Raw genomic sequence first — 13,527 nt, forward strand, 5'->3', positions numbered from 1 at the left:
TGAGCAAAGTCGGGTCACACACAAAGCCGCCCGGATCGATGATCCGGGCGGCGTGGGCTTGTGGCGTGCTTGCTCAGAGCAGGGAAGGGGTGGCCGCCAACAGGGTGCGGGTGTACTCCTGGCGGGGGTTGTGGAAGATCTCCTCGGTGGTGTTCTCCTCGATGATCTCCCCGGCCAGCATCACGCAGATGCGGTCGGAGACGTAGCGCACGGTGTTGATGTCGTGGCTGATGAACATCAGGCCCAGGCCCAGTTCCTTCTTCAGATCGAGCAGCAGGTTGAGCACCTGGGCGCGGACGGAGACGTCGAGAGCCGAGGTCGGCTCGTCGGCGATGATGATGTCGGGCTCCAGGGCCAGGGCACGGGCGATGGCCACACGCTGGCGCTGACCGCCCGAGATCTGACGCGGCAGCACACCGAGTGCGGACTGCGGCAGACCCACGAGGGAGACCAGCTCCCGGACGCGCTTCTCCTGCTCGCTGCGGGAGCCGATCTTGTGGACATGGAGGGGCTCGATCAGCTGATCGTGCACGCTCATGCGGGGGTTGAGGGACGTGGAGGGATCCTGGAAGACCACGGAGACGGAGCGGCCGAGCTCCGCGCGCTGGCGACCCCGCCCGGTCAGCGGCTCCCCCCGGAAGAACACCTCTCCCTCGGTGGGCTTCTGCAGGCCGACCACGACGCGGGCGAGAGTGGACTTGCCGCAGCCGGACTCGCCGACCACGCCCACCACCTCGTCGCGGTTGATGTGGAAGTCCACGTTGCGGTTGGCATGGACCAGGTCGGGTGTGAAGAGCTTGCCGGTGCGTGACTTGTGGATCACGGAGACGTCGCGAAGCTCGATGACGGGGGTCATTTCTCTCCTCCCAGCTGCAGCAGGGCATCGGTGGTGGCGTAGTAGTGGGAGCCGTCGATGTGTCGCATGGTCGGCCTCTCGTCGGCGCCGACCCCGCGGTGGGCGGAGCGCGGTGCGAAACGGTCACCGGCGACGAAGTCCGCCGGGGAGGGCACGGTGCCGGGGACCTGGTACAGGCGATCCGCACCGGCCTCGATGGACAGGACAGCGCCCAGCAGTCCGCGGGTGTACTCGTGGTGGGGATCGGCAAGCAGTTCGCGGGTGTTGCCCTGCTCGACGACCTGACCGGCGTACATGACGGTGATCTTGTGGCTGAGGCGGCCGACGAGAGCCAGGTCGTGGGAGACGAAGACCATCGCGAAGCCGAGCTTCTCCCGCAGGTCATTGAGCAGTTCGACGACCTGGGCCTGGACGGTGACGTCCAGGGCGGTGGTCGGCTCATCGGCGATGAGCAGACGCGGGTTACGGGTCAGGGCCATGGCGATGAGCACGCGCTGGCGCTGGCCTCCCGACAGCTCATGCGGGTAGGACTTCAGGGTGCGGGCCGGGTCGAGTCCGACCAGCTCGAGCAGTTCCTCGGCGCTGCGCTGCCCACCGCGTCGGGTGAGCTGCTTCATCTGGCTGGAGATGAGCATCGACGGGTTCAGCGAGCTCAGGGCGTCCTGGTAGATCATCGCGATGTCGTGACCACGCAGGGCATTGTGCTGCTTGGGCGTCAGATCCAGGAGGTTCTGGCCGTCGAAGATGATCTCACCGGTGATGCGTGCCGTGGGCGGCAGCAGCCCCATGATGGCCATGGCCGTGATGGACTTGCCACATCCGGACTCGCCGACCAGGCCCATCGTCTGCTCCGGGGCGACGGTGAAGCTGACGTTGTCGACGATGTTGACGTCACCGTGGGCGGAGGGGAAGGCGATGGAGAGGTTGTTGACCTCGAGCAGGGGGGTGTCGTTGCCGCTGAACGTCAGACGGCGATCATCCTGCAGTTCCGCCTCGCGCAGGCTGTCCAGGGAGAGGCGGAGGGAACGGGCCGCCTCCTCCTCGCTGATCTGGCCGAGGGCGGTGGAGGTGTCGGCGACCTCCTCGTCCTTGTCCACGTTGGGGCGGTGCTTGATGGTGGGGGAAGCCAGGGCGTCGGTCAGCCCCTCGGAGAGGATGTTGAGGGAGAGGACGGTGATGAGGATCATCAGGCCCGGGAAGAACGTCGGCCACCAGGCGCCGGAGAGCAGCAGCTGCTTGCCGTCGGCGAGGATGTTGCCCCAGGACGGCTCCGGAGGCTTCACACCGGCGTTGATGAAGGACAGGGAGGCCTCGAAGACGATGGCGTCGGCCACCAGCACCGTGGCGAACACCGCGATGGGGGCGAGGCAGTTTCGGGCCACCTGCTTGATGAGGATGCGGGCCGTGGAGGCGCCGAGCACCTTGTTCGCGGCCACGTAGTCCTCGCCGAACTCACTGAGCACGTTGGCGCGGACCACACGCGAGAGCTGGGGGACGTAGAGGAAGCCGATGGCGAAGACGAGCACGTGCAGCGCGTTGCCGAAGACGGCGACGAACACGGCGGCCAGGGCGATGCCGGGGAAGGACATGATGATGTCGAGGATGCGCATGAGCACCTCGGAGACGACCTTGCCGGCGGTGGCGGCGATGGAACCGAGGACGGCGGCGACCAGCAGGGCGGAGCCTGTCGCGGCCAGGCCGATGATGAGGGAGGACCGGGCGCCGTGGACGACGCGCGAGAAGATGTCGCGGCCGATGGCGTCGGTGCCGAACCAGTGCTCGGCGCTCGGGGGCTGCACCGGGCGGCCGGAGGCGAGCGGATCGTAGCTGGCCAGCAACGGGGCGAAGAGGGCGGCGAGGGCGACGAGACCGATGATGGTCAGCGCGATCTTCGACGACAGGGACATGTTCTTCAGCCCCGTGAAACGGCCGCCTGCCTTGGACTCGAGAGTGGAGGTGGTTTTCCCGCGTAGCATCAGATGCTCCTGATTCGTGGGTTGACGAGGACGTAGAGCATGTCCACGACGATGTTGACGAGGATGAAGGCGATGGCCACGGTGAGGGTGACACCCTGGACGAGGAAGACGTCGTTACGCGTCACACCGTCGAGGATGAGCTGGCCCATGGCCTGGATGTTGAAGATGATCTCGATGATCACCGCGCCACCCATGAGGTAGCCGACGCGGAGGCCGAGCACGGTGATCGGGGTGATCAGTGCGTTGCGCAGGACGTTGCGCGAGACGACCTCCCCCTTGGGGATGCCCGCTCCGATGGCGGTACGGACGTAGTCCTTGTCCAGCTCCTCGACCATGGCCGTGCGCACGACGCGGGCGAGTGAACCGGCGACCGGCACCGCCAGGGCGAAGGCGGGCAGGAACATGTTGTTGATGTAGGCCTGCGGGTCCTCGAAGAAGGGGACCCAGCGGCCGACGAGCGCCGGGAAGATTCCCCATCCGCCGGGGATGGTGCCCAGCCACTGGATGAGCAGGATCGCCAACCAGAAGGAGGGGGTGGCCAGCGCGGCGATGGAGAACACGCGGATGACCTGGTCCACCCAGCGGTCGCGGTAGAGCGCGGCGAGCACACCGAAGATGAGGGCGAGCACCACCGCGATGATCAGGCCGATGAAGGTCAGCTGCAGGGTGATGGGGAAGGCCCGGGCGACGACGTCGGTGACGCTGGCGTTGCCGCTGGTGGTGCCCAGATCGCCCTGGAGCATGCCGACGAGGAAGCGGCCGTACCGCACCAGCAGGGGGTCGTTGAGGCCGTTGGCCTCACGGTAGGCCTCCAGCGCCGCCGGGGAGGCGGACTCGCCCAGGGCCAACCGGGCGGGGTCGGCGGGGCTGAAGGACATGATGAAGAAGACGAGGAAGGTGACGCCGAGAATCATGATCGGCAGTGCCAGCAGGCGGCGGCCGATAAGTCTGATCAAGTTGGACATGGGGGCGGGAAAACTCCTGAGGGAAGGCAGTTCGTTGTCGATCACCGGCGGACTGCATGCAAGAACCGGGGACTGGGCAGACGGTCGGTCTGCGACCGGACCCCGGTTGCGGTGGGTGGAGGTGGACTACTCTGTGGTGCCCACGCCGACGAAGCTGAGGCCGGTCAGCGGGATCGGCTGGAAGTCGACGAGGGTCTCATCGTTCCAGGCGGTCGGCGCCTTGCGGTGGAACAGCGGGTACAGCGGCACCTCCTCGGAGAGCAGGTCGAACAGCTCGTTCCAGGTGTTCTGGGCGGACTCGGTGTCGGTGGCCTGCATGCCGTCGTCGAGAAGCTGCTGGACCCGGTCGTAGGACTCGGTGCCCTTCCAGTTCATGCGGGTGTCGGTCCAGGTGTCACCGGCGTACCACCAGCGCATGAGCAGGTCCGGGTCGTTGCCGAACACGGACGGATCGCCGGGGGCGATGACCACGTCGAAGGAGTCCGGGTTGCCGTCGATGGTGTTGTACACGTCGGCGGACTGGCGCTCGGTGAAGTCGACGGAGATGCCCAGGTTGGACAGGGACTCCTGGATGAGCGGGGTGCAGTTCTTCACCCAGTCATGGTCGGTGCACAGCAGGCGCAGGCTGGTGACGCCGGCCTCCTCGAACAGCTGGGTGGCCCGGGCCTCGTCGTAGGTGTAGACGGTGGAGGCCTCGTTGTAGTTCGGGTGCTCCTTCTGCAGGAAGCTGGTCGCGGCGGTGGCCTGGCCGAGCATGGCGGTCTCGAGGATCCGCTCCATGTCGATGCCGTAGAGGAAGGCCTGGCGGGCGCGGACATCGGAGAAGGCGTTCGACTCGTGGTTGTTGAACATGGCGAACAGCAGACCGAAGCCCTGGATGGACTCGACGGAGCCGGTGGACTCGAGCTGCTCGATGTTGAGGTAGGGCACCGAGTCGATGGCCTGGGTGGATCCGGACTGGATGGAGTTGATGCGGGTGGAGGCGTCCGGGATGATCTGCCACTCCATGGAGGCGGCACGGGCCGGGTGGGGTCCGGTGTAGTCGTCGAAACGCTCGAAGACGATGGTCTTGGAGGTACCACCGTTGTCGGTCATCTGGTACGGGCCGGTGCCGGTCGGGGTGGCGTCGAAGGCGTCGGCGTCGGCCTCGACGATGGCCTTCGGCACGATCTTGACCACGGAGAGGCGGTCGGCGAACAGGCCGGTCGGGTGGGCGAGGGTGAAGGTGACGGTGGTGTCGTCCTTGGCCTCGACGGACTCGATGAAGGGGATGAACGAGGCGTAGAGGGAGCTGTTCTCCTCGTCCATGACGCGCTCGAAGGAGAAGACGACGTCCTCGGCGGTGACGGGCGAGCCGTCGTGGAAGACGGCGCCGTCGCGAAGCGTGACGTCGACGGTGGTCTCATCGCCGGAGTCGGGCAGTTCGGAGGCCAGGGCGGCGTAGGTCTCGCCGGTGGCCGGGTGCATCTCGGTCAGGCCCTCCATCGTGTGCCAGTTGGCGGCGATGGTCAGGGCGGCGGTGGTGACCATGGGGTCGTAGCCGTTGGTGCCCAGCTCGTAGGAGATGGCGGCCTGGATGGTGCCGTCGTCCTGGGCGTCACCGCCTCCGCCGCTGCCGCTGCCGGCGGGGGTGCCGGAGGTGGAGGTGTCGTTGTTGCCGGGGGCGCAGGCGGCGACGCCGGCGGAAATGCCGGCAGCGGCTGCGAGAACACCGGTCAGCCGCAGGAACTGGCGGCGGGAAACGTTGGGGCTCATGGGGTCGTCCTTTCCCTTGATTCTGTGTAAAGGGGCTGGTTGTCGGGGAGCGGATGAGTGAAAGACATATCCTCTGAGTTAAACCATACATCAGACATCTGATGTGTTCTATGATCTAGAGAAAGAAATGTGCGCAACAGCTCACATCGAGAAGTCCGTGCCGAACGAATCACAGTGTCGGTACTTGTATATGTATTAGCCCCGCGGGTTATGATGCGCTCAACTGTGCCGGGAGCAGTGCTCCCTGGATCCCGCCGAGGAGAGGATGACCATGGTCCGCAGACCCCGCAATGCCGCCCGGGAGGCGGAGGAGGGGATCAAGAACTACATCCTCACCCACCGTCTCCGCCCCGGAGATCTCCTGCCGTCGGAGGCGGTCCTGTGTGGGGAGATGGACTGCTCCCGCTCCTCCCTCCGGGAGGCGATCCGCACCCTGTCCAGCCTCGACATCGTCGAGGTCCGGCACGGTCACGGCACCTTCGTCTCCGACATGTCGCTGGCGCCCCTGCTGCGCGGACTCATCCTGCGCATCACCCTGGACACGGAGAACTCCCTGGAGAATCTCTCCCACGTCGTGGATACGCGGGAGGCCCTCGACCTGTCGGTGGCCGAGGAACTGGCCGGGATCTACCACCGGCAGCCCGTCGACCACCTCCACGCACTCGTCCAGGGCATGCGGGAGAAGTACCAGGCCGGCGAGTCTTTTGCCGCGGAGGACCGGCAGTTCCACGCCACGCTCCTGCGGCCCATCGCCAACCCACTGGTCAAGGAGCTGTCCGAGGCCTTCTGGCAGGTGCACATGCAGGTCCTGCCGCTACTGAGTCTCTCCCTGCCCGGCAGCATCGAGCTGACCATCGAGGCGCACGCCGACATGCTCGACGCCCTCACGGACAACGACCCGGAGCGTTACCGGGACGTCGTCAAGCGGCACTACGCCCCCCTGCGGCAGCTCGTGGCCGACAGCCGCCGGCCGCACTAACGCAGGTGCGCCGCGAACTGCGCGGTGATCCAGCCCGGATCGGTGATGGCGGTGCCCACGATGACCGCGTCCGCCCCGGCCAGCAGCCCGTGGGCCGCCTCGGCGGGGGAGCGGTAGCGGCCCTCGCCGATGAGGAAGGCGTCCGGGCCGAGCAGCGCGCGGGCCTGGCGCACGCAGTCCAGATCGGGGCCGTCGGTGGCGGGCCGGTCGGGTGTGTAGCCGGCCAGGGTGGTGGACATGAGGTCGCAGCCGGCCTCGAGGGCGGCGCGGGCCTCGTCCGGGGTCGCGCAGTCCGCCATGCACAGCGCCCCGGCGTCGTGGGCGGCCGCCACCTGGTCCTCCAGGGTGGAGCCGTCCTGGCGGGGGCGGAACGTGGCGTCCACGCACACCACCTGCGCGCCCGCGGCGGCCACGGCCTGCACGGAGGCCACCGACGGGGTGATGTAGACGCCCTCGGTGCCTTCCTTGGTCAGGCCGAAGACGGGGATGTCCTCCCCGAGCTTATCGACGATCGCCCGGATGTCCTCCAGGCCGCCGTACCCGCCGCAGCGGATGGCGGCCGCCCCGCCGTCGACGCAGGCCTGGGCCACGTGGGTCAACGTGCGGGTGTCGCGCATGGCGTGGTGGTCGGGGGCCTGCACGGAGACGATGAGACGGCCGCGCAGGTGGGTGGTCAGGTCGCTGGCATTCATGGGGTCACTCCTGGGATCGGGCGTAGGCGGCGGCAGCGACAAGCGGTGCCGCCGGGCCGAGGCTGGTGGTGCGGACGGGAAGGTCGGCCTTGAGCGGCAGGATCGTCTCGCGCACCCCATCGGCGAAAGGGTCACGCACGATCTCGCCGAGGGAGCCGACCCCGCCGCCGAGGACGATGGCGGACAGGTCGAGGAGGGTCGCCAGCGCGCCGACGGCCCGCCCGAAGCCCCGCAGATTGCCGCGCACGATCTCGCCGGCCAGGCGTTCCCCGTCGCGCATGCGGGAGATGATCTCGGGCAGATCCACCGGCGGGCGGGCCGAACGCGCGTTGTAGTAGGTGGTCAGGCCGGTGCCGCTCGCGGAGGCCTCGCAGCCCACGGCCCGGCCCTCGACGTCCGCGCACACCAGGTGCGCGGCTTCGCCGGCGGTGCCGGTGGGCCCGTCGAGCAACTGCTGCTTATCGACGATCGCGCCTCCCACCCCCGTCCCCAGCGAGAGGTAAAGGACGCGCCCCTGAGAGCCTTCCCCGGCGCCCAGGTGATGTTCACCAAAGGCCCATACCCGGACGTCGTTGTCGCAGGAGACGTGGCGGCCGGTGAGCTCGGCGACGGTGCCGGCCACCTCGGTGCCGGCCCACCCGGGCATGGTGTCCCCGGCGGAGGCGATGACCCCGCCGCGGACCACGCCGGGGGCGCCCACGCCGCAGCGCACGACCTGCAGGTCCCCGGCGGTGGACAGCGCCGTGGCGACGGCGGCGCGGACCTGCTCCAGCGTGCGACGCTCCAGGGCCAGGCTGGGCAGTCGCCCGGCGCCGATGACCTCGTGCGGGGAGTCATCGGGCACCAGGCCGTAGGCGATCTTCGTGCCACCGATATCGAGGGCGAGTGTGGCGGGGCGCATGGGGTGTCAGCGGAGGTCGGCGGCGTCGACGAGGGCGTGGATGGTCGCCAGCTCCGCGTCGTTGAGCGGCTGGTGCGGCGGGGCCATGAGCCCGGAGTCGAACACTCCCAGGTGGGTCAGGGCCGCCTTGAAGCCGCCGAGACCGGAGGAGGATCCACCCATGCGGGCCGGGTCCCCGGCCAGGGCGATGCCGAACAGGCGGGTGATCCGCGTCTGCAGGGCGGCCGCCTCCTCCCACTGGCCGGTGGTGCACAGTCGCGCCAGCTCGACGTAGCCGGCCGGATCGACGTTGCCCAGGCCCGGGACGACACCGTCGACGCCGGCCAGGTAGGCCAGGTCGACGGTGGTCTCGGAACCGGTGAGCACCTGGAAGTCCTCGAGGCCGGCAGCGTGCTTGGCCTCGACCATCAGGCGGGTGGCGGCGTCGACTCCGCCGGAGTCCTTCACGCCCTGGATGTAACCGGCCGTGGCCATCTCGATGAGCAGGGCGGGGTCGAGCACCGAGTGGACGCAGACGGGGATGTTGTAGGCGAAGAGCGGCAGATCCGGCGCCATCTCGTGGATGCGGCGGAAGTGCTCGATGATCTCGGTGCGGTGGGTGCGCACGTAGAAGGGGGCCGTGGCCACCAGGCCGTGGGCCCCGCTGTCGATGGCGTCGGCGACGTGCTCGGCGACCAGGGGGGTGGTCATGTCGATGACGCCGGCGATGACGGGGACGCGGCCGGCGGCCTGGTCGACGATGGTGGACACGACGATGCGGCGGTTGGCGCGGGTGAGGAAGGCCATCTCCGCGGAGGAACCGAGGGCGAACAGCCCGTCGACTCCGGCGTCGATGAGTCGGTCCACGAGGCGGCGCAGGGCGTCGGTGTCGATGGAGTAGTCCTCACGGAAGGGGGTGAGGACGGGGGGGATGACACCGCGGAACGTGGTGGTCATGGTGGGAATTCTCCTGGCTCGGATGAGGGCGGGGTAGGGGCCGAAGTGGCCGGCTACCAGGACATGCTCCTAGACATAAGACATCATACCTCCTGTGGACAGGGGGGCGCAGCCAGGACTATTGTTGGAAACTACCGACACACAGGAGGCGCTTAGTCGTGACAGAGTTCACAGGGCAGGTGGTCACCCCCGCGGGCGTGATCCCCCACGCACGGATAACCGTGGACAATGAGGTGATCGCGGACGTCGAGAAGCTGGACGGCACCCCCGCCGACGACCTCACCTTTGTCCCCGGATTCGTCGACATCCACAACCACGGCGGACTCCGTGGATCCTTCCCCACCTCCACCGCGGACCAGTGCCGCACCGCGGCCGACTTCCATCTCTCCCACGGCACCACCACGCTGCTCGCCAGCCTCGTCTCCGCCAGCGAGGAGTCGATGCTGCGCCAGGTGCCCCTGCTCGCTGAGCTCTGCGAGGAGGGGGTGCTGGCCGGAATCCACCTCGAGGGACCCTTCGTCAACTCCTGCCGGTGCGGCGCCCAGGACCCCGCCGCCATCATCCCCGGCGACCCCGACATGCTCGACCGCGTGGCCCGCGCCGGCGCCGGGCACGTCCGCCAGATCACCTTCGCCCCGGAGACCGCCCACGCCCACGAGCTTCTCGACGTCTGCGCCACCCACAACATCATCGCCTCCCTCGGCCACACCGACGCCTCCTTCGAAGAGACGACAGAGCTCATCGCGGCCGCCCGGGACCGCGGCGTCACCGTCACCGCCACCCACCTGTTCAACGCCATGCCCCCGGTGCACCACCGCGCACCCGGGGCGGCGGCCGCGCTCATCCATGCGGCCGCTCGTCAAGAAGCCTTCGTCGAACTCATCGCCGACGGCGTCCACCTCGACGACGGCACCGTCGACATGGTCATGGCGGCCGTCGGATCCTCCGCGCTGTTTGTCACCGACGCCATGCAGGCCGCCGGCATGCCCGACGGCGACTATGACCTGGGCACCCTGGCGGTCACCGTCGTCGACGGCGTGGCCCGGCTGACCTCCGGCGGGGCGATCGCCGGAGGGACCTCGACCCTCGCCGACCAGGTGGCCCGCCACCTGCGACGCGGCATCCCCCTGACCACGCTCGTCGCCGCCGCCTCCACCACCCCCGCCCAGGTCCTGGGCATGGACGGGAGCATCGGCGCGCTTGCCCCCGGCCACCGGGCCGACATCGTCGCCCTGCGCCCCGACGGCACGGTGGCCCAGGTCATCCGCCGCGGCACCACCGTTACCCCAGCTGAGAGGAACTGACATGGACATTCTCATCCGCCCCGACGCGGAGGCCGTCGCGCACACCGCTGCCGACATTCTCGCCGCCTACGCCAACCGCGGCGCCACCCTCGGCCTGGCCACCGGCTCCACCCCGCTGGGCACCTACCAGGAGCTCATCAACCGCCATCAGGCCGGTGAGGTCAGCTTCGCCGGGTGCACCGCCTTCCTTCTCGACGAATACGTCGGCCTCGCCCCCGGCCACGAGCAGAGCTACCACCACACCATCCGCCACGAGTTCACCTCGCACATCGACATCGACGACTCCCGCGTCCACAGCCCCGACGGCACCGCCGCCGACCCGTGGGCCGCGGCCGCAGAGTACGAGCAGGCCATCATCGACCACGGTGGCGTCGACATCCAGCTGCTGGGAATCGGCACCAACGGCCACATCGCCTTCAACGAACCGGGCGCCGCCCTCCAGGGCCCCACCCACGTGGACACCCTGCAGCCGCAGACCATCGCCGACAACTCCCGCTTCTTCGACCGGCCCGAGGACGTGCCCATCCACGTGCTCACCCAGGGCGTGGGAACCATCCAGCGCGCCGGGCACCTGCTGCTGCTGGCCACCGGCGAGGGCAAGGCCGACGCCGTCGCCGCCCTGGCCGAGGGGCCGGTGACCACCATGTGCCCCGCCTCGGTGCTGCAGCTGCACCCGCGCGCCACGGTCATCGTCGACGAGGCCGCCGCCGCGGGCCTGCGCAACGGTGACTACCACCGCTTCGTCGAGAAGAACAGGCTGCCGCGAGAAATCTAGGGCCGTCTAGGATGGTGAGTTGTGACTCTCCGTATCTATGACACCGCCACCCGGTCGCAGCGCGAGTTCGTCCCGGTCCGCCCGGGACACGCCTCGATCTACCTGTGCGGTGCGACGCCGCAGTCCCAGCCGCACATCGGCCATGTCCGCTCCGGCGTGGCCTTCGACATCCTCCGCCGCTGGCTGGCCGCCTCCGGCCTGGATGTCGCCTTCGTGCGCAACGTCACCGACATCGACGACAAGATCCTCACCAAGGCCGCCGAGCACGATCGCCCCTGGTGGGAGTGGGTGGCCACGCACGAGCGCGCCTTCACCTGGGCGTACGACCAGCTGGGCGTGCTGCCGCCGTCGGTGGAGCCGCGGGCGACCGGACACGTCACGCAGATGGTCACCTACATGCAGCGGCTTATCGACGCCGGTTTCGCCTACGCCGTCGCCGGCTCCGTCTACTTCGACGTCGCCGCCTGGGTCGCCGCCGAGGGCTCCGACTACGGTTCCCTGTCCGGCAACCGCGTCGAGGAGATGGAACAGGGGGAGACCGACAATGCCGGCAAGCGCTCCCCGCAGGACTTCGCGCTGTGGAAGGCCGCCAAGCCCGGCGAGCCCTCCTGGCCCACCCCGTGGGGCGAGGGTCGCCCCGGCTGGCACCTGGAGTGCTCCGCCATGGCGACCTGGTACCTCGGCGCGGAGTTCGACATCCACGGCGGCGGCCTGGATCTGCAGTTCCCGCACCACGAGAACGAGATCGCCCAGGCCCACGCCGCCGGTGACGGCTTCGCCCGCTACTGGATGCACAACCACTGGGTGACCATGTCCGGGGAGAAGATGTCCAAGTCGCTGGGCAACGTGCTCTCCGTGCCCAACATGCTGGAGATGGTCCGCCCCGTCGAACTGCGCTACTACCTCGGCTCCGCCCACTACCGCAGCGTGCTGGAGTACTCTGAGGCCGCGCTGCAGGAGGCGGCCGCCGGCTACCGGCGCATCGAGGACTTCCTCGCCCGCGTCGGCGCCGTCGAGGTGGGGCAGTGGACCGAGGCCTTCGCCGCTGCCATGGACGACGACATCGCCGTCCCCCGCGCCCTGGCCGAGATCCACAACGCCGTGCGCGCCGGCAACTCCGCGCTCGCCGCCGGTGAGCAGGAGGAGGCTGCGCGCCTCGCCGGCTCCGTCCGCGCCATGAGTGCCGTCCTCGGATTCGATCCGCAGGATGAGGCGTGGGCGCAGGGTGCGTCGACAAGCGACGGCGCGCTGGCCGCCCTCGACGTGCTCGTCGACGCCGAACTGGAACGACGCACCACCGCCCGGGCCACCAAGGACTGGGCCACCGCCGATGCCGTACGCGATCGCCTCATCGCCGCCGGCATCGACGTGACCGACACCCCCGACGGCCCGCAGTGGTCGCTGAAGAAGGACTGACACATGGCTAAGCAGGGACGACCCGGCGCCCGACGCACCAACAAGAAGGGCGCCGTCAAGGGCTCCGGCGGGCAGGTCCGTCGCGGCCTGCGCGGCAAGGGCCCCACCCCCAAGGCGGAGGACCGCGAGTACCACGCCGCCCACAAGCGCAAGAGGGCCGCGGAACGCCGCGCCTCCGGCCGCCACACCCAGGAGAACCCGTACGAGCTCGTCGTGGGGCGTAACCCCGTCGTCGAGTGCCTCCACGCCAAGGTGCCGGCCTCGCTGCTCTATGTCGCCGAGGGCACGGGTGCCGATGACCGCCTCAGCGAAGCCGTCCAGATGGCCACCACCCGCGGCATCCCCATCCAGGAGGTGCCCCGCTTCGAGCTGGACAAGATGACCGGCAACGGCCTCCACCAGGGCATCGGCCTGCAGATCCCGCCCTACAAGTACGCCGACGTGCACACCCTCATCGGCCAGGCCGCCGAGCGCGGTGAGCCCGGCATGTTCGTCGTCCTCGACAACATCACCGACCCCCGCAACCTCGGCGCCGTCATCCGTTCCGTCGCCGCTTTCGGCGGCCACGGCGTGGTCATCCCGGAGCGTCGCTCCGCGGGCGTCACCGGTGTCACCTGGCGGACGAGTGCCGGCACCGCCGCTCGCCTGCCCGTGGCCCGCGAGGTCAACCTCACCCGCACGCTCAAGGAGTTCCAGAAGAACGGCTACCAGGTCGTCGGCCTCGACGCCGGTGGGGAGCACACCCTCGACACCTACGACGGCGGCACCGACCCCGTGGTCATCGTCGTCGGCTCCGAGGGCAAGGGCATCTCGCGCCTGGTCCGCGAGAACTGCGACGTCATCATGTCCGTGCCCATGGCCGGTTGGGTGGAGTCCCTCAACGCCTCCGTCGCCGCCGGTGTGGTGCTAGCAGAGTTCGCCCGCCAGCGCCGGGCGGGGCAGCGGTAGTCCACAGTTTGTCGAGGATTCACC

The 13,527-nt window shown here is 69.1% G+C and carries 12 protein-coding genes; 5 read left to right on the top strand and 7 right to left on the bottom strand.

Translation table 11 applies throughout. The features are described 5' to 3' along the window. Positions 1–73 precede the first annotated feature (73 nt). The 4 genes from Q4F73_RS07065 to Q4F73_RS07080 form a co-directional block, all read right to left on the bottom strand. Complete coding sequence (locus Q4F73_RS07065) at positions 74–856, bottom strand: ABC transporter ATP-binding protein (RefSeq protein WP_303358652.1); 783 nt, start codon at positions 854–856, stop codon at positions 74–76. After that, positions 853–2,832, bottom strand: a complete 1,980-nt coding sequence (locus Q4F73_RS07070) for a dipeptide/oligopeptide/nickel ABC transporter permease/ATP-binding protein (RefSeq protein ID WP_303358653.1) — start codon at positions 2,830–2,832, stop codon at positions 853–855. Before Q4F73_RS07070 ends, Q4F73_RS07065 begins: the two co-directional genes overlap by 4 nt. Beyond that, positions 2,832–3,797 (bottom strand): ABC transporter permease, encoded by a 966-nt coding sequence (locus tag Q4F73_RS07075; RefSeq protein WP_303358654.1) that lies wholly within the window; start codon positions 3,795–3,797, stop codon positions 2,832–2,834. The genes Q4F73_RS07070 and Q4F73_RS07075 overlap by 1 nt, the downstream gene beginning before the upstream one ends. A gap of 126 nt (positions 3,798–3,923) precedes the next feature. Next, positions 3,924–5,552, bottom strand: a complete 1,629-nt coding sequence (locus Q4F73_RS07080) for an ABC transporter substrate-binding protein (protein WP_303358655.1) — start codon at positions 5,550–5,552, stop codon at positions 3,924–3,926. 271 nt (positions 5,553–5,823) lie between these two features. On the opposite strand from Q4F73_RS07080, the gene Q4F73_RS07085 reads away from it, so the two are divergent. Further along, positions 5,824–6,531 carry a FadR/GntR family transcriptional regulator gene (locus Q4F73_RS07085; protein ID WP_303358656.1) on the top strand — a complete coding sequence of 236 codons (708 nt, stop codon included), beginning with the start codon at positions 5,824–5,826 and terminating at the stop codon, positions 6,529–6,531. Here the strand turns inward: Q4F73_RS07085 and Q4F73_RS07090 are convergent. The 3 genes from Q4F73_RS07090 to Q4F73_RS07100 are packed head-to-tail and all read right to left on the bottom strand — an operon-like array spanning position 6,528 to position 9,060. Beyond that, a complete protein-coding gene (locus Q4F73_RS07090) occupies positions 6,528–7,223 on the bottom strand; it encodes a putative N-acetylmannosamine-6-phosphate 2-epimerase (protein WP_303358657.1) in 696 nt (231 codons plus the stop codon). The two genes, Q4F73_RS07085 and Q4F73_RS07090, sit on opposite strands and share 4 nt — an antisense overlap. A 4-nt stretch (positions 7,224–7,227) precedes the next feature. Beyond that, positions 7,228–8,124 (bottom strand): ROK family protein, encoded by an 897-nt coding sequence (locus Q4F73_RS07095; RefSeq protein WP_303358658.1) that lies wholly within the window; start codon positions 8,122–8,124, stop codon positions 7,228–7,230. A gap of 6 nt (positions 8,125–8,130) precedes the next feature. Then, a complete protein-coding gene (locus Q4F73_RS07100) occupies positions 8,131–9,060 on the bottom strand; it encodes a dihydrodipicolinate synthase family protein (RefSeq protein ID WP_303358659.1) in 930 nt (309 codons plus the stop codon). A 158-nt stretch (positions 9,061–9,218) separates the two neighbouring features. Between Q4F73_RS07100 and Q4F73_RS07105 the strand changes: the two genes are divergently transcribed. The 4 genes from Q4F73_RS07105 to rlmB are packed head-to-tail and all read left to right on the top strand — an operon-like array spanning position 9,219 to position 13,503. Next, positions 9,219–10,364 (top strand): N-acetylglucosamine-6-phosphate deacetylase, encoded by a 1,146-nt coding sequence (locus Q4F73_RS07105; protein WP_303358660.1) that lies wholly within the window; start codon positions 9,219–9,221, stop codon positions 10,362–10,364. A 1-nt stretch (position 10,365) separates the two neighbouring features. Continuing rightward, entirely contained in the window at positions 10,366–11,139 is a 774-nt protein-coding gene (nagB, locus tag Q4F73_RS07110; protein WP_303358661.1) for a glucosamine-6-phosphate deaminase, read from the top strand. 21 nt (positions 11,140–11,160) lie between these two features. Then, positions 11,161–12,555 carry a cysteine--tRNA ligase gene (gene cysS, locus Q4F73_RS07115; RefSeq protein WP_303358662.1) on the top strand — a complete coding sequence of 465 codons (1,395 nt, stop codon included), beginning with the start codon at positions 11,161–11,163 and terminating at the stop codon, positions 12,553–12,555. Between the two features lie 3 nt (positions 12,556–12,558). Then, on the top strand, positions 12,559–13,503 hold the full coding sequence (gene rlmB / locus Q4F73_RS07120) for a 23S rRNA (guanosine(2251)-2'-O)-methyltransferase RlmB (protein ID WP_303358663.1): 945 nt from the start codon (positions 12,559–12,561) through the stop codon (positions 13,501–13,503). Positions 13,504–13,527 lie beyond the last annotated feature (24 nt).

The sequence above is a fragment of the Corynebacterium sp. genome, assembly GCF_030535495.1.
Lineage (GTDB): Bacteria > Actinomycetota > Actinomycetes > Mycobacteriales > Mycobacteriaceae > Corynebacterium.

Bases quoted from the DNA above. Each gene is read 5' to 3' on its own strand.
- Q4F73_RS07065 (WP_303358652.1), bottom strand. From the start codon at position 856: ATGACCCCCGTCATCGAGCTTCGCGACGTCTCCGTGATCCACAAGTCA.
- Q4F73_RS07070 (WP_303358653.1), bottom strand. From the start codon at position 2,832: ATGCTACGCGGGAAAACCACCTCCACTCTCGAGTCCAAGGCAGGCGGC.
- Q4F73_RS07075 (WP_303358654.1), bottom strand. From the start codon at position 3,797: ATGTCCAACTTGATCAGACTTATCGGCCGCCGCCTGCTGGCACTGCCG.
- Q4F73_RS07080 (WP_303358655.1), bottom strand. From the start codon at position 5,552: ATGAGCCCCAACGTTTCCCGCCGCCAGTTCCTGCGGCTGACCGGTGTT.
- Q4F73_RS07085 (WP_303358656.1), top strand. From the start codon at position 5,824: ATGGTCCGCAGACCCCGCAATGCCGCCCGGGAGGCGGAGGAGGGGATC.
- Q4F73_RS07090 (WP_303358657.1), bottom strand. From the start codon at position 7,223: ATGAATGCCAGCGACCTGACCACCCACCTGCGCGGCCGTCTCATCGTC.
- Q4F73_RS07095 (WP_303358658.1), bottom strand. From the start codon at position 8,124: ATGCGCCCCGCCACACTCGCCCTCGATATCGGTGGCACGAAGATCGCC.
- Q4F73_RS07100 (WP_303358659.1), bottom strand. From the start codon at position 9,060: ATGACCACCACGTTCCGCGGTGTCATCCCCCCCGTCCTCACCCCCTTC.
- nagB (WP_303358661.1), top strand. From the start codon at position 10,366: ATGGACATTCTCATCCGCCCCGACGCGGAGGCCGTCGCGCACACCGCT.
- rlmB (WP_303358663.1), top strand. From the start codon at position 12,559: ATGGCTAAGCAGGGACGACCCGGCGCCCGACGCACCAACAAGAAGGGC.